Origin of the sequence: Streptomyces sp. R-07, assembly GCF_049913175.1 — a bacterium.
Taxonomy (GTDB): Bacteria; Actinomycetota; Actinomycetes; order Streptomycetales; family Streptomycetaceae; genus Streptomyces.
The window spans coordinates 4982551-5000895 of sequence record NZ_CP183978.1; the positions used below are offsets into that span (position 1 = coordinate 4982551).

General features: G+C 73.0%; 17 protein-coding genes. 7 read left to right on the plus strand and 10 right to left on the minus strand.

The window, feature by feature from the left end:
• Positions 1-75: 75 nt before the first annotated feature.
• Positions 76-798, plus strand: a complete 723-nt coding sequence (locus ACN9M0_RS22935; RefSeq protein WP_189800237.1) for a SigE family RNA polymerase sigma factor — start codon at positions 76-78, stop codon at positions 796-798.
• A 436-nt stretch (positions 799-1234) separates the two neighbouring features.
• Here the strand turns inward: ACN9M0_RS22935 and ACN9M0_RS22940 are convergent, their stop codons facing one another.
• Positions 1235-1930: a uridine kinase family protein gene (locus tag ACN9M0_RS22940; protein WP_366040896.1), complete on the minus strand. Its 696-nt coding sequence runs from the start codon at positions 1928-1930 to the stop codon at positions 1235-1237.
• A gap of 52 nt (positions 1931-1982) precedes the next feature.
• Here ACN9M0_RS22940 and ACN9M0_RS22945 point away from each other — a divergent pair, with 52 nt between their 5' ends.
• Positions 1983-2381, plus strand: a complete 399-nt coding sequence (locus tag ACN9M0_RS22945) for a hypothetical protein (RefSeq protein ID WP_366040897.1) — start codon at positions 1983-1985, stop codon at positions 2379-2381.
• Here the strand turns inward: ACN9M0_RS22945 and ACN9M0_RS22950 are convergent.
• Positions 2314-3837, minus strand: a complete 1524-nt coding sequence (locus ACN9M0_RS22950) for an MDR family MFS transporter (protein WP_426404114.1) — start codon at positions 3835-3837, stop codon at positions 2314-2316. The genes ACN9M0_RS22945 and ACN9M0_RS22950 overlap by 68 nt on opposite strands.
• Positions 3838-3850: 13 nt before the next feature.
• Positions 3851-4441 carry an NADPH-dependent FMN reductase gene (locus ACN9M0_RS22955; protein ID WP_366040899.1) on the minus strand — a complete coding sequence of 197 codons (591 nt, stop codon included), beginning with the start codon at positions 4439-4441 and terminating at the stop codon, positions 3851-3853.
• Positions 4442-4561: 120 nt separating this feature from the next.
• On the opposite strand from ACN9M0_RS22955, the gene ACN9M0_RS22960 reads away from it, so the two are divergent.
• A complete protein-coding gene (locus ACN9M0_RS22960; RefSeq protein WP_366040900.1) occupies positions 4562-5299 on the plus strand; it encodes a TetR/AcrR family transcriptional regulator in 738 nt (245 codons plus the stop codon).
• 100 nt (positions 5300-5399) lie between these two features.
• Here ACN9M0_RS22960 and ACN9M0_RS22965 read toward each other — a convergent pair whose 3' ends face one another.
• Genes ACN9M0_RS22965 through deoC form a run of 3 tightly spaced genes read right to left on the minus strand, consistent with a single transcriptional unit; the run spans position 5400 to position 8687 of the window.
• Complete coding sequence (locus ACN9M0_RS22965) at positions 5400-6293, minus strand: aldehyde dehydrogenase family protein (protein ID WP_366040901.1); 894 nt, start codon at positions 6291-6293, stop codon at positions 5400-5402.
• Complete coding sequence (locus ACN9M0_RS22970) at positions 6286-7722, minus strand: aldehyde dehydrogenase family protein (protein ID WP_366040902.1); 1437 nt, start codon at positions 7720-7722, stop codon at positions 6286-6288. The genes ACN9M0_RS22965 and ACN9M0_RS22970 overlap by 8 nt, the downstream gene beginning before the upstream one ends.
• A 5-nt stretch (positions 7723-7727) precedes the next feature.
• The gene (gene deoC / locus ACN9M0_RS22975) at positions 7728-8687 is read right to left on the minus strand and encodes a deoxyribose-phosphate aldolase (RefSeq protein WP_366040904.1); all 960 of its coding nucleotides are present in this window, start codon (positions 8685-8687) and stop codon (positions 7728-7730) included.
• A gap of 251 nt (positions 8688-8938) precedes the next feature.
• Here deoC and ACN9M0_RS22980 point away from each other — a divergent pair, with 251 nt between their 5' ends.
• The 3 genes from ACN9M0_RS22980 (at position 8939) to ACN9M0_RS22990 (ending at position 11824) form a co-directional block, all read left to right on the plus strand.
• Positions 8939-10168 carry a hypothetical protein gene (locus tag ACN9M0_RS22980; RefSeq protein ID WP_426404115.1) on the plus strand — a complete coding sequence of 410 codons (1230 nt, stop codon included), beginning with the start codon at positions 8939-8941 and terminating at the stop codon, positions 10166-10168.
• A gap of 193 nt (positions 10169-10361) precedes the next feature.
• A complete protein-coding gene (locus ACN9M0_RS22985; protein ID WP_366036141.1) occupies positions 10362-11012 on the plus strand; it encodes a class F sortase in 651 nt (216 codons plus the stop codon).
• 35 nt (positions 11013-11047) lie between these two features.
• Positions 11048-11824, plus strand: a complete 777-nt coding sequence (locus tag ACN9M0_RS22990) for a PH domain-containing protein (RefSeq protein WP_426404116.1) — start codon at positions 11048-11050, stop codon at positions 11822-11824.
• Between the two features lie 29 nt (positions 11825-11853).
• Here the strand turns inward: ACN9M0_RS22990 and ACN9M0_RS22995 are convergent, their stop codons facing one another.
• The 4 genes from ACN9M0_RS22995 to ACN9M0_RS23010 form a co-directional block, all read right to left on the minus strand.
• Positions 11854-13014 carry a mannosyltransferase family protein gene (locus ACN9M0_RS22995; RefSeq protein WP_426404117.1) on the minus strand — a complete coding sequence of 387 codons (1161 nt, stop codon included), beginning with the start codon at positions 13012-13014 and terminating at the stop codon, positions 11854-11856.
• A gap of 140 nt (positions 13015-13154) precedes the next feature.
• Positions 13155-14807, minus strand: a complete 1653-nt coding sequence (locus tag ACN9M0_RS23000) for a phospho-sugar mutase (RefSeq protein WP_366036143.1) — start codon at positions 14805-14807, stop codon at positions 13155-13157.
• 304 nt (positions 14808-15111) lie between these two features.
• Positions 15112-15915, minus strand: coding sequence for a purine-nucleoside phosphorylase (locus tag ACN9M0_RS23005; RefSeq protein ID WP_366036144.1), 804 nt, complete (start codon positions 15913-15915; stop codon positions 15112-15114).
• A 168-nt stretch (positions 15916-16083) separates the two neighbouring features.
• Positions 16084-16521, minus strand: a complete 438-nt coding sequence (locus tag ACN9M0_RS23010) for a gamma-glutamylcyclotransferase (protein ID WP_366036145.1) — start codon at positions 16519-16521, stop codon at positions 16084-16086.
• Between the two features lie 260 nt (positions 16522-16781).
• Between ACN9M0_RS23010 and ACN9M0_RS23015 the strand changes: the two genes are divergently transcribed.
• Complete coding sequence (locus ACN9M0_RS23015; protein ID WP_366036146.1) at positions 16782-18221, plus strand: NAD(P)H-quinone dehydrogenase; 1440 nt, start codon at positions 16782-16784, stop codon at positions 18219-18221.
• Positions 18222-18345: the final 124 nt, after the last annotated feature.

An 18345-nucleotide genomic window follows, 5' to 3' on the forward strand; every position in this document is an offset into this window, starting at 1 on the left:
CAACGCCATGAAGTCCGGCGGGCAAGCTTCTTGGCATACGGACCGAAACACACTCCAACCGACGGGGGGCGCGAGATGAACGCACTGCACAGCACCACCTCAAGCGCAGTTGTCACGCGTCTCCACGACGTCGTGCGGAGCACGGAGAAGTCCGGCGGTGTGAACGGGCGGGGGTGCGTTCGCAGCGTCGGGCGTCAGCGCAAGGCGCCGTACATGGTGGCCGTTGCTGACGGGGGAGCGGCGTACGGGGAGGTCACGGGGGAGCGCACGGGCTGTTCGGAAGCCGAGTTCACGGCTTACGTCCAGGAGCGTCGTGCCTCCCTGTACGCCACCGCCTACCACCTCACCGGTGACCGTTTCGAGGCCGAGGACCTGCTGCAGAGCGCGCTGTTCTCCACGTACCGCGCCTGGGACCGGATCAGCGACAAGGCCGCGGTCGGCGGATACCTCCGCCGCACCATGACCAACCTGCACATCAGCGCCTGGCGCCGGCGCAAGCTCAACGAGTACCCGACCGAGGAGCTGCCGGAGACGGTCGGCGAGACGGACGCGATGCGGGGTACGGAGCTGCGCGCGGTCCTGTGGCAGGCCCTGGCCCGCCTGCCCGAGCTCCAGCGGACCATGCTGGTGCTGCGCTACTACGAGGGCCGGACCGATCCGGAGATCGCGGAGATCCTGGACATCAGTGTCGGCACGGTGAAGTCGAGCATCTGGCGCTCGCTGCGGCGACTGCGCGAGGACGAGGTGCTGAGCTTCGGCCGTGACGAGGAGGAGTCCTTCGGCGAGCTGGTGGCCTGAAGGTCGGGGGGCGGGACCTGCGGGGGCTTACGGGGGAACGGGGCTGCTGCGGGCCGTACGGGGGTACGGGGGAAACACGACGCGGGTCGTACAAGCCGGGGGGCTTGCACGACCCGCGTCGTCTTTGCGTGCGCGTGCGCCACGGGCAGCCGACCCCGCCGTGGGCGCGCCCGCCCGCCGGGCGGGTACCCCGCCGCGTGGGTCGGCGCCCCCGACCCACCTCGTTGTGGGCATACGTTCCGCAAGGGCGGAACGGGTGGGCACAACGGACGGCGCCCCGTGCCGGGCCCAGGCTTCCGCGCCTGGACCCGCACCGCAGGCACGGCGCTCGACGTGGTGCGGGTCAGGGGACGGAAGGCGGAGGCGCCGCCAAGAGCGCCGTCCCGTGTGCCCACCCGTCCCGCCCAGCGGGACGATTGCCCACACGGTGGTGGGGTCAGTTCGGGGCTGGGGTGCGGTGGCGGCCGGCTGCTGCGGCGGCCAGGCGGCCCAGGGCCTCCGGTTTGGCGCAGGGGTGGGCGCCCAGGGCGGCCTGCCGGGCGACGATCGCGCGCTCGGCGCGCATCAGGCGCCAGCCGCGGCGCAACAGGAACGGCACGGACTTGCGCCCTTCGCGGAGGTCCCGCGCGAGCCGGCGCCGGAACGTCGTCGACGGGCGGCCGCGCAGGCACAGCGCGTCCGCGAGGACGTCGAGGTCGCGGCAGCGGGTCACGATCTCCGCCGCGAAGATGCCCTCCGCGACGAACAGCGGCGTCCGCTCGATGTCGAGGCGGTCGCGGCCCGTGCGGGAGCTGGTGCCGATGTCGTACACCGGGACGTCGGTCCGCCCCGTACGGCACAGCTCGACGATCGCGGAGACGGCGGCGTCCGCGTCCCAGGACCGTGGGGAGTCCCAGTCGATGTCCGTGCTGCCGTCGACGAGTGGGAGCGACGGGTCGTCGCCCTCCTTGTAGAAATCGTCGAGGCGCAGGACCGGAAGGCCGGTGACGGCGGCGAGGGACGACTTGCCGGAGCCGGAGGGGCCCGCGAGCAGGACGACCCGGGTCGGGATCGGTTGGGAACTCACGGAACACCAGTGTGAGGCATTCCCCCGTCCAGGGGACCACCGAGGAAGGCCGTTGGTATCGAGCATCACACCTCGACTACTGTCGGTGCCCGCTCGCTCACCCGCTGGAAGGATCTTCATGGCGCGTCACGCAGAACCCCGGACCTCTCGCCGCAGCGCCCTGCTGAGGGCCGGTCTCGGCGTCACGGCGGCCGGCGCCGCCGTGCTCGGCGCGGGTGCCGCCGCCCAGGCCGTGGCCCCTGTGCCGCTGCCCGTGGACTCGCTGAGCAGGACGGACGCCGGCGCGGCCGGGGCGGGTGCGCTGGCCGGCGTCACCCAAGGGGTGGGCCCGCTGACCCGGCTCCAGCTCGACCCGCTGGCCAACACCGGCGTCGACCCCCTCGACAACGGCCTCGGCACCCAGGTCGCCGACTTCAAGCCGGTCGGTACGAACCTCGTGACCGACCACGTCACGAAGGGCGGAGCGGTGTCCGATCTGCCGGTGGCCGGTCCGCTGACGCAGGGGCTGCTTCCGTAGCGGAGGCCCGCAGCGGGATCTCCCGTACGAACCAGGCGGCGGCGAAGGCGAGCGCGGCGAGCACGGCCGTGCCGAGCAGGACCCCGTGGACGCCGCTCGTCACCGCCGCCCGGAAGGCCTCCCGTACCGGCGCGGGAAGGGCGTCCGCCTGCGCCGGCGTCAGGCCGGGGTCCGTTCCGGTCAGCCGCGAGCTGAACACCGCGCCGAGCGCGGCCACGCCGAGCGAGCCGCCGATGGTGCGCACGAGCGTGACCGTGCCGCTCGCCGCCCCCATGTCGCGCCGCTCCGCGCTGTACATCGTGATCAGCATCGTCGACTGCATCAGGAAGCCCATGCCGGCGCCCAGGACGACGGTGAGCGCCGAGGCGAGGGCCGTGGGCGTGTCCACGTCGAGCAGCAGCAGGAGGAGCGCGCCCGCGGTCATCAGCGCGCCGCCGAGGATCGGGTAGTGCCGGTAGCGACCGGTGCGGGCGATGAGCCGGCCGGTGACCAGTTGGACGGCGACCATGCCCAGCATCAGCGGGAGCAGCAGCAGGCCGCTGGCCGTGGACGACCGGCCGCGGACGAACTGCAGGTACTGCGGCAGGTAGTTCATGGCGGTGAGCATGCCCGCGCCGACCAGGAAGCTGAGGAGCTGGGCGAGCGCGAAGTTGCGGCTGCGGAAGAGCCGGGGTGGGATGACGGGCTCCTCCGCGCGCCGCTCCACCATGACGAAGGCGGCGAGGGAGGCCGCGCCGGCCGCGCCGAGGGCGAGGACGGCCGGTGACGTCCAGGCGTACGTCCGCCCGGCCCAGGTGGCGAGCAGGGTGAGGGCGAGGATCCCGGTGGTGAGCAGGAAGGCGCCCGCCCAGTCGATCCGGGCGCGGACGCGCGGCGTGCGCACCGTCAGGCCGAGGGAGGCGAGCAGCAGGGCGGCGAGGCCGACGGGCACGTTGACGTAGAAGGCCCAGCGCCAGTCGGCGTGGTCGGTGAGCAGGCCGCCGAGGAGCGGGCCGCCGGCGAAGGCCACCGGCAGCATGGCCCCGGTGACCGCCTGGACCTTGGGGCTGTCCTCGGGGGAGACCAGGGTGCCGATGAGGGCGAAGGCACCGACCATCAGGCCGCCGGCGCCGACGCCCTGGAGGGCGCGGTAGGCGATGAGCTGGTCCATGGTCTGCGCGAGGCCGGAGAGGACCGATCCGGCGAGGAAGACGGTGATGGCGGCGAGGTAGGCGCCCTTGCGGCCGTACAGGTCGCCGAACTTGCCCCAGAGCGGGGTGGCGACGGCCGCGGTGAGGAGGTAGGCGGTGACCACCCAGGACAGCCGGTCGAGGCCGCCGAGCTCGCCCACGATGGTGGGGAGCGCGGTGCCGACGACGGTGCCGTCCAGGGTGCCGAGGACGATGCCGAGCATGAGGCCGGCGATGCCCGGGTAGGGCAGCCGCGCCGTGGCGGGCGGTGTGGTGGTGGTCGTCATGGCCGGGGCCCGCTCAGGCCGTGTACGGCGTCGCGGTGCGGGCGGTGCGGAGGGCTTCGCCCCACCAGGCGAGCCGGTCGAGCATGGCCTTCGCGGCGGTGTCGGCGGCGGGGTCGACGGCCTTGCCCTCGGCGTCGAACTGGCCCCAGACGCCGGCGAGTCCGACGGAGTCGCGGAGGGTGACGGCGTGCAGTTCGGCGAAGACGCCGCGCAGGTGCTCGACGGCGCGCAGGCCGCCGGAGAAGCCGCCGTAGGAGACGAAGGCGACGGGCTTGGCGTGCCATTCCCTGTTGTGCCAGTCGATGGCGTTCTTCAGGGAGGCCGGGTAGCTGTGGTTGTACTCGGGGGCGATGACGACGAAGGCGTCGGCTTCGGCGAGGCGCGGGGACACGGCGCGCAGGAGGGTCCGGTCGGCCTCGTCGGTGGGGGCCTGGCCGAGGTGGGGGAAGGTCGTGGGCAGCGGGGTCTCGGCGAGGTCGATCAGGTCGACGGTCATGTCGGGGCGTTCGGTGACGTGGGCGAGTACCCAGTGCGCGACGGTCGGGCCGAGGCGGCCCTCCCGGGTGGAGCCCTGGATCACGGCGACGCGGAGCGGAGTGGACATGGATCCCCCTGGGAAACGGTGACGTGTGTACGTTGTACGCCGACTGGTGTACAACGTACACGTCCATGTGTACGGCGTCTACAGCGCATACGATGTACGCAACCCAAGGGAGGCCGAGAAGTGGCGAAGAAGAACGAGACGGCGGACGGGGTCTCGCTGTGGGAGCGGCTCGATCGGCCCGCGAGCGCACCCCGCACGTCCCTCAGCGCGCGCCGGATCGCCGCCGTCGCGATCGAGATCGCCGACCGGGAGGGCTTCGGCGCCGTCACCATGCGCCGGATCGCCACCGAGCTCGGCGTCGCGCCCATGGCCGCGTACCGGCACGTCGCCGGCAAGGACGAACTGTGGGCGCTCATGGTCGACGAGGTCTCGGCCGAACTGGAGCCCCCGGCCCCGGTGGACGGCTGGCGCGAGACCCTGCGGACGTACGCCCACCGCACCCGCGACGGGATGCTGCGCCACCCCTGGCTCACCCAGTTGCCGGTCCCGCTCCTCGCCCTCACCCCCGCCCGGATGGCGGCGGTCGAACGCCAGCTGGCCTCGCTCGACGGTCTCGGCCTCGACGCCGACACGATGATGGCCGCGTTCCGCGCGGTGGCCTCGTACGTGCAGGGAGCCGTGCAGTCGGAGGTCGCCCTCGCCCAGTACATGAAGGAGCAGGGCTGGGAGAGCGGCGACGACACCCGGCGGGCCCTCGCGCCCCAGATGACCTACCTGCTCGGGACCGGGCGCTACCCCACGTATCTGCGGTACGTGCAGGGGGCGGCGCGCAAGGACGACGCGGGCTGGCAGTTCGAGACGGGGCTCGAGTGCGTGCTCGACGGGGTGGCCGGGCTGATCGGGCGTACCGGGGCATGACGGAACGGCCCCCGGGCAGTGCTGCTGTCCGGGGGCCGTTCGGCGCGGCGGCCGCTTCCAGGAGGAGGAGGAGCCGCTCGCAGGTACGGGGAGGTGCCCGCTAGTACGAGGAGCCGCTCGCGCCCAGCGAACCCGTGGGGTGCCAGACGGTCTTCGTCTCCAGGAAGGCGGTCATGCGGTCCGTGCCCGGCGACTCGGCGAAGTCCTCGGTACGGGGACGCAGGACGCGCTTCAGGTTGTCCGCCGCCGCGATCTCCAGGTCGCGGGCGAGGTCGCCCTCCGTCGCGCCCGTCAGGTCGATCGCGTTGACGTCCTGGTGGGCCGCGAGGTGCGGGCCCATCTCGGACGCCTTGCCGGAGAGGATGTTCACGACGCCGCCCGGCAGGTCCGAGGTGGCGAGCACCTCGCCCAGGGACAGGGCGGGCAGCGGGGACTTCTCGCTCGCGATGACGACGGCCGTGTTGCCCGTCGCGATCACCGGGGCGATCACCGAGACCAGGCCCAGGAAGGACGAGTCCTGCGGGGCCACGACCGTCACGACGCCCGTCGGCTCCGGGGTCGACAGGTTGAAGTACGGGCCCGCGACCGGGTTCGCGCCGCCCACGATCTGGGCGATCTTGTCGGTCCAGCCCGCGTACCAGACCCAGCGGTCGATCGCCGCGTCGACGACCACGGCCGCCTTCGACTTCGACAGGCCCTCGGCCTCGCCGACCTCGCGGACGAACTGGTCCCGGCGGCCCTCCAGCATCTCGGCGACGCGGTAGAGGATCTGGCCGCGGTTGTACGCGGTCGCGCCCGCCCAGCCGCCGAAGGCCTTGCGCGCGGCGACGACCGCGTCACGCGCGTCCTTGCGGGAGGAGAGCGGGGCGTTCGCCAGCCACTTGCCCTTCGAGTCCGTCACCTCGTACACCCGGCCGCTCTCGGAGCGGGGGAACTTGCCCCCGACGTACAGCTTGTAGGTCTTGAAGACGTTCAGACGGGTCGACTCAGACATCGAGGTAGCCCTCCAGGCCGTGGCGGCCGCCCTCGCGGCCGAAGCCCGACTCCTTGTAGCCGCCGAAGGGCGAGGTCGGGTCGAACTTGTTGAACGTGTTGGCCCAGACGACACCCGCGCGGAGCTTGGACGCGACCGCGAGGATGCGGGAGCCCTTCTCCGTCCAGATGCCGGCCGACAGGCCGTACTGGCTGTTGTTGGCCTTCGCGACGGCCTCGTCGGGCGTACGGAAGGACAGCACCGACAGGACCGGGCCGAAGATCTCGTCGCGGGCGATCCGGTGCGCCTGCGTGACGTTCGTGAAGAGCGTCGGGGCGAACCAGTAACCGGCCGACGGGATCTCGCACGCGGCGGTCCAGCGCTCGGCGCCCTCCGCCTCGCCCTGATCCACCAGCGAGGTGATCCGGGCCAGCTGCTCGGACGAGTTGATCGCGCCGATGTCCGTGTTCTTGTCGAGCGGGTCGCCCAGGCGGAGCGTCGACAGGCGGCGCTTCAGGCTGTCGAGCAGCTCGTCCTGGATCGACTCCTGGACGAGGAGGCGCGAGCCCGCGCAGCAGACCTGGCCCTGGTTGAAGAAGATGCCGTTGACGATGCCCTCGACGGCCTGGTCGATGGGCGCGTCGTCGAAGACGATGTTGGCGCCCTTGCCGCCCAGCTCCAGGGTGACCTTCTTGTCCGTGCCGGCGATCGAGCGCGCGATGGCCTTGCCGACGGCGGTCGAACCGGTGAAGGCGACCTTGTTCACGTCGGGGTGCGCGACCAGCGCGGCGCCCGTCTCCCCGTACCCGGGAAGGATGTTGACGACGCCCTTCGGCAGCCCGGCCTGGCGGCAGATGTCCGCGAAGAACAGGGCGGAGAGCGGGGTCGTCTCGGCCGGCTTCAGGACGACCGTGTTGCCGGTCGCGAGCGCCGGGGCGATCTTCCACGCCAGCATGAGCAGCGGGAAGTTCCACGGGATGACCTGGCCGGCCACGCCCAGCGGGCGCGGGTTCGCGCCGAAGCCCGCGTGGTCGAGCTTGTCGGCCCAGCCCGCGTAGTAGAAGAAGTGCGCGGCGACCAGCGGGAGGTCCGCGTCGCGGGTCTCCTTGATCGGCTTGCCGTTGTCCAGGGTCTCCAGGACGGCCAGCTCACGGCTGCGCTCCTGGATGATCCGGGCGATGCGGAAGAGGTACTTGGCGCGCTCGGAGCCGGGCAGCGCCGACCACTTCTCGAAGGCCTTCCGCGCCGCCTTCACCGCGCGGTCGACGTCCTCGGTGCCCGCCTGGGCGACCTCGGCGAGGACCTCCTCGGAGGAGGGGGAGACGGTCTTGAAGACCTTGCCGTCGGCGGCGTCGGTGAACTCGCCGTCGATGAACAGGCCGTAGCTCGGCGCGATGTCGACGACCGAGCGCGACTCCGGTGCCGGTGCGTACTCGAATGCAGATGCCATGTTGATCAGTCCACCGTCACGTAATCGGGGCCGGAGTAACGGCCGGTCGCCAGCTTCTGGCGCTGCATCAGCAGGTCGTTGAGCAGGCTGGAAGCGCCGAAGCGGAACCAGTGGTTGTCCAGCCAGTCCTCACCCACGGTCTCGTTGACGAGAACCAGGAACTTGATCGCTTCCTTGGTGTTGCGGATGCCGCCGGCCGGCTTCACGCCGATCTGCACGCCGGTCTGGGCGCGGAAGTCGCGCACGGCCTCCAGCATGAGGAGCGTGTTCGCCGGGGTGGCGTTGACCGCGACCTTGCCGGTCGAGGTCTTGATGAAGTCCGCGCCGGCCATCATGCCGAGCCAGGAGGCGCGGCGGATGTTGTCGTACGTGGAGAGCTCGCCGGTCTCGAAGATCACCTTCAGGCGGGCGCGGTCGCCGCACTCCGCCTTGATCGCGGCGATCTGCTCGAAGACCTGGAGGTAGTGGCCCGCGAGGAAGGCGCCACGGTCGATGACCATGTCGATCTCGTCGGCGCCGGCGGCGATCGCGTCGGCCGTGTCGGCGAGCTTCACGGGGAGCGCGGCGCGCCCGGCCGGGAAGGCGGTGGCGACCGAGGCGACCTTGACGCCCGAGCCCGCGACGGCCGCCTTGGCGGTGGCCACCATGTCGGGGTAGACGCAGACGGCGGCGGTCTTCGGGGTCGTGCGGTCGGTCGGATCGGGGTTGACGGCCTTGGCGGCGAGCGCCCGGACCTTGCCCGGGGTGTCCGCGCCTTCGAGTGTCGTCAGGTCGATCATGGAAATGGCCAGGTCGATGGCGTACGCCTTGGCCGTGGTCTTGATCGAGCGGGTGCCGAGGGACGCGGCGCGCGCCTCCAGGCCGACGGCGTCGACGCCGGGCAGCCCGTGGAGGAAGCGGCGCAGCGCACTGTCGGACGCGGTCACGTCGGCGAATGCGGATGCTGCGGATGCAGTGGTGGGCATGGTCACCAGTCGAGCATATCTACGCGCGTAGCGACCTGTACAGGGGAGCCCCGTCATGGAGCCCGAGGTCACAGCGGGTCCGACGGCGTGGTGACCCCTGTCACACGGCCGTGACATGGAGTGGACGGATCCCGAATACAAGATCAATAGATTCTTATCAGCAGCCAGCCAGACCTCACCGGAAACAGTCGGACCGAGAAAAAGCGGCATGCGACTCACCTCGACCACCACCTGAAAACACAGGAGTCGTTATGCGCACCGCCCTCCGCACCGCCATCGCCACCGCCCTCGTCGCGGGCGTCGCGATCACCGCCCCCGCCCTCACGGCGGCCGCCGCCTTCGCCGCCGACGGCCCGGCGGCCGCCGCCACGAAGAGCGCCGGCACCGCGGACGCGGCCCCCTCGGCCACCGCCACGGCGGATGCGAAGGGCACGAACGGCCAGACCGGCCAGACCGGCGAGGAGGACGGCGTCTTCGTCCGGAACCAGATCCTCCCGAACGGCGGCATCGCCCGCATCGTCAAGCTCGGCGACACCCACTACCGCGCCGAGCTCATGAAGGAGGGCCAGCGCGTCGGCACCCTGGAGGCCGACGGCCACCCGGTCGCCGGCAACGACGACGGCACCTTCCTCGTCCTCTTCGAGACGGGCCTCACCTCCACCTGGCAGGGCAACTACTTCCCCGGCGCCCGTCCCGGCGTCTACGAGCTCGTCGACGGCACCCGCGTGGAGCTGGTCCTGAGGCTCGGCGCGTACACCCTCCGGACCGTCGAGAAGAGCGGCGAGGGCCGCGTCCTCGTCCGGCTGCACGGCACCCGTCAGGTCGCCGTCCTCGGCAAGGCCGTCCTCGTCGTCGAGCCCGACGGCGGGTTCGCCGCCTACGTCAACGGCAGCATGCGGCAGGCCGCCCCGAAGCTCGTCGAGACGCCCGCCCCCGCGCCCACCCCGGGTCCCGTCGTCACCCTCGGCGAGTGCACCGTCCAGCAGGTCATCCCCTCGGTCTTCGCGCAGCTGACCGTCACGCTCACCAACGACCTGGAGAAGGGCCCGAAGGCCGTCCTCAACGACGAGGACGGGAAGCCCCTCGTCACCCTCGACCGCGCCCACTCGGCCGACCTGGGCCAGGGCCTCACGATCAGGGGCGCGGACACCACCACCCCGCAGCTCGGCCAGCGCACCCAGGGCGGCGACACGCCGTACGCCTGGACCGCGTTCCCGAAGCTGCCCGAGGGCTGCGAGAAGGACGCGACCCCCACCCCGGCGCCGTCCGCCACCACGCAGCCCCCGGCCGGCAACACCGGCACCACCACGAACAACGGGCAGACCTCCGTCGTCCCGAAGGGCGGGGTCGCGGCCGGCGCCGAGCTCGGCACCGAGGGCGACTCCACCGCCCTGATGGCGGCCGGCGGGGGCGCCGCCTCGCTCGCCGCCGCGGGCCTCGGCTTCGTCGTCCTGCGCCGTCGGTCCGCCTCCCGCGTCTGACACGCACCACGCACTCCACGCACTCCCCTTTTGACCCGAGCGGGAGCACACCCCACCTCCGGCCGGTCGCCACGCGCGCGCGTGACGACCGGCCGGAGGCTCGTCCGCCCCGCCCCGCCCTGCCTCGCCCCGCGCCCGCGTCCTGCGGGCATCCCGTCGCGTCCCGTCGCACCCCGTCCGCCCGGAGCCGTCCGTGAACCGCCGTCTCGCCCGTACCCGTACTCGTACCGTCTCCGCCGTCCTCCTCGTGGGTGTGCTCGCCGCGCTCACCGGCTGCTCCTCCGGAGGCGACGCCGCGCCCGTCACCCCGCCCGCGCGGATCTCCGAGGCCACCGCGCCCGCGCCCGCTCCGAAGGCGGACGCCACGCCCGTCCGGCCGCTGGCGCGCTCCCTGCCCGTCCGGGTGCGGGTGCCCGCCGCCGGGGTCGACGCCGGCTCCGTGCTCTCCCTCGGCCTGAACAAGGACGGCACCGTCGAGGTGCCCTCGGTCGCCGACGCCGACCGCATCGGCTGGTACGACAAGGGCGTCACGCCCGGGGAGACCGGCCCCGCCGTCCTCATCGGGCACTTCGACACCGCCCGCGGACCGGCCGTCCTCAAGAACGTCTCCCGGGTCCGGGTCGGCGACGAGATCACCGTGACCCGGGCCGACGGCACGACCGCCGTCTTCCGCGTCCGGGAGCTGCAGCAGGTCGACAAGGACGCCTTCCCGACGTCCAAGGTGTACGGGAACACGACCCGCCCCGAGCTGCGCCTTGTCACCTGCGGCGGGGAGCTGGTCGACGGCCACCGCCCGGACAACATCATCGTGTACGCGGATCTCGTGGCCGCGCGGGCCGCCTGAGGCCCCCGCCCGCCCCCTGAGGCACAATCGGCGGCATGACGACCCCCGAGCCGACCCCCGAGCCCAGCCACGAGCCGAGCCGCGAGTCGACCCCCGAGCAGCCGTCCGCAGGACAGGCCCCCGCCGGGCAGACCCCCACAGGGCAGACCCCCGGCGGACAGCCCTCCGGCGGGCAGCCGTCCGGCGGGCAGCCGTCCGCGGCGCCGGCCTCCGCCGACAAGGTCTTCCGCTCGCCCCTCGGGGTCGCGGGCGGGGTCTTCCTACTGGTCCTCGCGGCCCTGTTCGCCGGGGACGCGATGATCCGCGGCGAGGGCCGCACCCCCTGGCTCGCGCTCGCGGGCCTCGTCCTCGCCGTCCCGCTGATCGTCGCCTTCACCATCCGGCCCGCCGTGTACGCCAACGACGACCGGCTCCGGATCCGCAACCCGTTCCGGTCGATCGTCCTGCCCTGGGCCACGGTCGCCGACGTCCGCGCCGGCTACTCCAGCGAGGTCTTCACACAGGAGGGCGCCAAGTACCAGCTGTGGGCGATCCCCGTCTCGCTGCGCCAGCGGAAGCGGGCGGCCCGCAGCGCCGCCCGCGACTCCCAGGACGATCCGCACGGCCGTACCTCCGTCACCGCCGACGTGCGGGACAGCGCCTCGCGGACCGCGCCCAGTGACAAGACCGTCGCCGACCTGCGCGAGCTCGCCGAGCTGCGCGCGAAGACCCCGGGCGCGCAGGGCGAGCCGAAGGTGCGCTGGGCGTACGAGATCGTCGGCCCCGCCGTGGCCGGGCTGATGCTGCTCGTGATCCTGCTCGCGACGGGCTGATCCGTCCGGTCCTCGGACACCCCCAGGGGCTACGGCGCCCCGTCCCACACCAGGAGCATGTGGCCGCCCAGCCACGCCGAGGAGAGCGCCGCCCCCGTGAGGACGAGGGCGGCGACGTGCCACCGGGCGCGGGCGATCCCCACGGCGAGCGGCAGCAGCAGCGGGAAGCCCGGCAGCAGGAAGCGGGCGCGCGGGAACCAGACGCCGCCGCTGCCCAGGACCACCAGCAGCAGCACCCCCGTGAACACCAGCAGCGGCAGCGGCTGCCGGTCCGCGAGACAGCACAGGTAGAGCCCGGCGGACAGCACGAGCACCACCGACACGACGGACAGGAAGAACGACGGGGACGGGCTGTGGACCAGGTACCGCCGCAGCGCCCTTAGCGTCACCGCGCCCCCGTCCCACGCGTTCCCCCACCGCAGCTGCACCTCGAAGTAGCCGTCCCAGCGCCCCCGGACGAGCGCCACCCAGCCCACGTACCCGAGCCAGCCCAGCGGCGCCGTCAGGGCGGCGGCCGCCGCCCGCCGCTCGCGCCGGGCTGCGAGCATCCCCGCCGCGCAGACCGCCGCCGCGACCGCGAGCCCGGTCGGCCGGGTCAGCCCGGCGGCCACCGCGAGCCCGGCCGCCCACGCCCACCGCCCGCCGAGCACCGCGTACAGCGCCCAGGCGGCGAGGGCCGTGAACAGCGACTCCGTGTACCCCATCCACTGCACCGCGGCCACCGGCGAGGCCCCCCACAGGACCGCGAGGACCGTGCCGGTCCGGCGCCCGTGCAGCCGGTCGCCGACCGCGAACACCCCCCAGGCGGCGAGCAGCGAGCACACCACCGCGAGCCCGAGCGCGACCGAGGCCCGCGAGCCCGGGACGAGCGCCGAGAGCACCCGGACGAGCCCGGGGAAGAGCGGGAAGAAGGCCAGGTTCCGGGGGTAGGACGGCTCCGCCGTGTATCCGTGCCCCGCGATGTCCAGGTACCAGAGCGAGTCCCACGTACGGGCGAGCAGCGGCCACAGGCCGTGCCCCTCCCGATGCGCCCAGCGGGCGAGGACCGCGAGCCCCAGGAGCCGTACCGCCAGGAAGCCGAGCAGCGCCGGCGCCGCGTGCCGCAGCGCGCCGCGACGGACGGCGGGGGAGACGGGGCCGCGGGCGGTGGTACGGGGGGTGGGGACGTACGGCACGGGGGTGACGGACACCGGGTCACCCTGGCGCGCGCCCCCGGCGCACGGTCCCCGCTTTACGTCACGTGTCGTACGGGGTTCACCCGGACGGACGACGTGGGGGAACGCGCGAGGGCCCGTACGGAAGCGATTCCGTACGGGCCCTCGTCAGCGCGTCACAGGCCGGCGGCCTCGGACAGGTCCCGCTTGATCGCGGCGAGCACGTCCGCGCCCGTCGCGCGGGCCGTCGCCAGCTCGCTGCCGTCGCCCACCGGGACCACGACCTCCAGGTAGCACTTGAGCTTGGGCTCGGTGCCGGACGGGCGGACGATCACCCGGGCCTTGTAGGCGCCCTCCAGGTGGTAGCGCAGCCCGTCCGTCGGCGGCAGCGACTCCGTGCCCTTCGTCAGGTCCTCGGCCGAGACGACCGTCAGACCGGCGAGGGAGACCGGCGGCCGCTCGCGCAGCGCGGCCATCGCGTTCGCGATGATCCCCAGGTCCTCGACCCGCACCGACAGCTGGTCCGTCGCGTGCAGCCCGTGCGCCACCGCCAGGTCGTCGAGCAGGTCGGTGAGCGTCCGGCCCTGCTCCTTGAGCACCGAGGCCAGCTCGGTGACGAGCAGCGCCGCCGTGATGCCGTCCTTGTCGCGGACGCCCTCCGGGTCGACGCAGTAGCCGAGCGCCTCCTCGTAGCCGTACCGCAGCCCCTCGACGCGGGCGATCCACTTGAAGCCGGTCAGCGTCTCCTCGTAGCCGACGCCCGCCGCCTCGGCGATGCGGCCGAGCAGCGAGGACGACACGATCGACTCGGCGAACACACCGGTGGCGCCCTTGTGCACCAGGTGCGCGGCGAGCAGCGCGCCCACCTCGTCGCCGCGGAGCATCCGCCAGCCGCCCTCGGTTTCCGCGTCCGGCACGGCGACGGCGCAGCGGTCGGCGTCCGGGTCGTTCGCGATGATCAGGTCGGGGTCCACGGCTCGGGCGGCCTCGAAGGCCAGGTCCATGGCGCCCGGCTCCTCCGGGTTCGGGAAGGCGACCGTCGGGAAGTCCGGGTCCGGCTCGGCCTGCTCGGCGACGAGCGCGGGCGGCGGGAAGCCGGCCCGGCCGAACGCCGCCGTCAGGACCTCCTTGCCGACGCCGTGCATGGCCGTGTAGACGGTCCGCGCGGTTCGGGGGGAGCCGGGGGTCAGGACGGCGTCCGTACGCTCCAGATAGGCGTTCAGGACCTCGTCACCGAGCACCTCCCAGCCCTCCGAGGCCCGGGGCACGTCGTGCAGCGAGCGGATCGCGTCGATCTCGGCGGCGATCTCCGCGTCGGCCGGCGGCACGATCTGCGAGCCGTCGCCCAGGTAGACCTTGTAGCCGTTGTCGCGCGGCGGGTTGTGGCTCGCGGTCACCTCGACACCGGCGACGGCGCCCAGATGCCTTATGGCGTACGCGAGGACGGGCGTCGGCAGCGGGCGGGGCAGCAGCGCGGCGCGCAGCCCTGCGCCGGTCATCACGGCGGCGGTGTCCCGGGCGAAGTCGGCCGACTTGTGGCGGGCGTCGTAGCCGACGACGACGAGGCCGCCGGTCCGGCCCTTCGCCTTCAGGTACGCGGCGAGGCCGGCGGCGGCCCGGATGACGACCGAGCGGTTCATCCGCATGGGCCCGGCGCCGAGCTCACCGCGGAGGCCGGCGGTGCCGAACTGCAGGGTGCCGCTGAAACGGGCGGCGAGCTCGTCGCTCGCGCCGCCCTCGATGAGCTTCGCGAGCTCCTCGCGGGTCTCGCTGTCGGGGTCCTCGGCGAGCCATGCCTGGGCCCGGGAGAGGAGGTCGTCCTGCGTCACGGTGTGCCTTTCGGGGTGGGGCGGGCGTGTCAGGGGGCGGCGGGTGGGTGCGGGCCGGTGGGGCGGTGCGGGTCGTGAGCCGCTGCGCGGAGCCTTTCCCCACACCGCCCCTTCCCGTAACCCGGGGCTCCGCCCCCGGACCCCCGCGCCTCGAACGCCGGCGCGGCTGGAAGTTCGGCCCGTCCGGTGTTCGAGGACCGGGGTCCGGGGCGGAGCCCCAGTTCGGGAAGTGGGGGCCCCGCACGCCGCCGGGCGTAGGGGGAGGGGTGGGGAAGAAGCCCCGCGCAGCGGCGAACCGCCCGGATCAGATGCGGTCCAGCACCCGCGTCAGCAGCTCACCCATCCGCGCCGCCGAGTCGCGCCCCGCCTGGAGCACCTCCTCGTGGTTCAGCGGCTCGCCCGAGAGCCCCGCCGCGAGGTTGGTGACTAGCGAGATGCCGAGGACCTCGGCGCCGGCCTCGCGGGCCGCGATGGCCTCCAGGACGGTGGACATGCCGACCAGGTCGCCGCCCAGGACGCGGACCATGTTGATCTCGGCCGGGGTCTCGTAGTGCGGGCCGGGGAACTGGACGTAGACGCCCTCCTCCAGCGTCTCGTCGACCTCCTTGCACAGCGCGCGCAGGCGCGGCGAGTACAGGTCCGTGAGGTCCACGAAGTTCGCGCCGACGATCGGGGAGGCCGCCGTCAGGTTGAGGTGGTCGCTGATCAGGACCGGCTGGCCGGGGCGCATGCCCTCGCGGAGGCCGCCGCAGCCGTTGGTCAGGACGACGGTCTTGCAGCCGGCGGCGACGGCGGTGCGGACGCCGTGGGCGACGGAGGCGACGCCCCTGCCCTCGTAGAAGTGGGTGCGGCCGAGGAAGACCAGCGCGCGCTTCTCACCGATCTTGTACGAGCGGACCTTGCCGCCGTGGCCCTCGACGGCCGGCGGCGGGAAGCCGGGGAGCTCGGTCACCGGGAACTCGGCCTCGGGGGCGCCGAGGGCGTCGACGGCGGGGGCCCAGCCCGAGCCCATGACCAGGGCGACGTCGTGGTTCTCGACTCCGGTCAGCTCGCGAAGACGTGCGGCAGCGGCCTCGGCGGCCTCGTACGGGGTGGCAGTTGCGTTCACTGACTCTCTCGCCTCGGGGAGGGGTGTCCGAGGGGAGCCCCGGACGGATTTGGTACGCGAAGCAGCGTAGCCGGAGAATTCCTACGCGCGTAGATGACGATGCTGACGGACATGCGATCGTTGTCTTGTCGTTTCCGACGAACCGGGCCGCCGGGCGACCCGGACGGATCAACAGGGGCGCTTGCGCAACTCCATCACGTAGTCGTGCGGCGCGCCCGCCGACTCGGCCGCGTCGGCCACCTCGCCCAGGTACCGCGCGGACGGCAGCCCGCCCTCGTACGCGTTGAGGACGTACACCCAGGCCGGCTCCTCGCCGTCCAGGGTGTGCACCCGGACCCGCATCCGCCGGTAGATGTCGAGCCCCACGCCCTCCCAGCGGTCCATGGAGTCCTCGTCCATGGGTGCGACGTCGTACAGCGCCACGAAGACCTGGGACCGGGGGGCCTCCACGATGGTGGCCAGCGCTCCCTCCCAGCCCATCTGCTCTCCGCCGAAGGTCAGCCGCCAGCCGTTCAGCCAGCCGGTGCCGCGCAGCGGGGAGTGCGGTGCGCGGCGGCTCATCAGCCGCGCGTCGAGGTTGCCGGCGAAAGCGGCGTAGAGCGACATGGGACCGAGGGTACGGGAGGGGGCGGGGTGTCCGGAGAAGTCCGAGGTGGCGACCGTACGGGGGCCCCGGGGGCCGGTCCCGGAGCCGTGCGGGGACTCCGCGCGCCGGGTCCGCACCCCTTCGGAGGCCCCGGCGCGAGGCCGCGCCGGGAGTGCGGGAGAATGGGCTACGCACTTGAAGCGTGCGGGACAATGGCGTACGCACTGCATCCCAGCGGGGGGACTCCCCGGCAGAACGAGAGCGCGAGGCGTAGATCCCAGTGACCCGGATCGTGATCATCGGCGGCGGACCCGGCGGATACGAGGCGGCCCTGGTGGGCGCCCAACTCGGCGCGGAGGTGACCGTCGTGGACTGCGACGGCCTCGGCGGCGCGTCCGTCCTGACCGACTGCGTCCCCTCGAAGACCCTGATCGCCACCGCCGAGGTGATGACCACCTTCGACTCCTCCTACGAGGAGCTGGGCATCATCGTCGCGGACGACACCCCGCACATCGAGCAGGCCGCCCGTGTCGTCGGCGTCGACCTCGGCAAGGTGAACCGACGGGTGAAGCGCCTCGCGCTCGCCCAGTCCCACGACATCACCGCCTCCGTGACCCGGGCCGGCGCCCGGGTGCTGCGCGGCCGCGGCCGGCTCTCCGGCCGACAGGCCGTGGACGGCTCCCGCCAGGTGATCGTCACCGCCGCCGACGGCACCGAGGAGACGCTGACCGCCGACGCGGTGCTCATCGCGACCGGCGCCCACCCGCGCGAGGTGCCCGACGCCAAGCCGGACGGCGAGCGCATCCTGAACTGGACCCAGGTCTACGACCTGAAGGAGCTCCCCGAGGAGCTCATCGTGGTCGGCTCCGGCGTCACCGGTGCCGAGTTCGCCGGCGCCTACCAGGCGCTCGGCTCCCGGGTCACGCTGGTCTCCTCGCGCGACCGCGTCCTTCCGGGTGAGGACCCGGACGCCGCCGCCGTCCTGGAGGACGTCTTCCGGCGCCGCGGCATGAACGTCATGGCCCGCTCCCGCGCCGAGTCCGCGAAGCGGGTCGGCGACCGGGTCGAGGTCACCCTCGCGGACGGCCGGGTCATCTCCGGCACCCACTGCCTGATGGCGGTCGGCGCGATCCCGAACTCGGCCGGAATGGGTCTGGAGGAGGCGGGGGTCAAGCTGAAGGACTCCGGTCACATCTGGACCGACAAGGTCTCCCGTACGAGCGCCCCCGGCGTCTACGCGGCCGGCGACGTCACGGGCGTCTTCGCGCTCGCCTCGGTCGCCGCCATGCAGGGCCGGATCGCGATGTACCACTTCCTCGGCGACGCGGTGGCCCCGCTCAACCTGAAGACGGTCTCCTCGAACGTCTTCACCGACCCCGAGATCGCCACCGTCGGCTACACCCAGGCCGACGTGGACGCGGGCAAGATCGACGCCAAGGTCGTCAAGCTGCCGCTGCTGCGCAACCCCCGCGCGAAGATGCAGGGCATCCGGGACGGCTTCGTGAAGATCTTCTGCCGTCCGGGCACCGGCATCGTGGTCGGCGGCTGTGTCGTCGCGCCGAAGGCGAGCGAACTGATCCATCCGATCTCGATCGCGGTCGACAACAATCTGACGGTCGAACAGATCGCAAATGCTTTCACCGTGTACCCCTCTCTGTCGGGCTCGATCGCGGAAGTGGCACGGCAGTTGCACACCCGAAAGGTGACGGGCGAGGCCTGAGGCCACGCGCCGGCACGGCTCCCGCCTGCGGGAACGGTTCGCCGACTCGGACAACCCCCGGCAAGGCGGGGCATAGCCCTGACCCGGAGCGGATCAACGACGGGGCCTCCCATACCACTTGGAG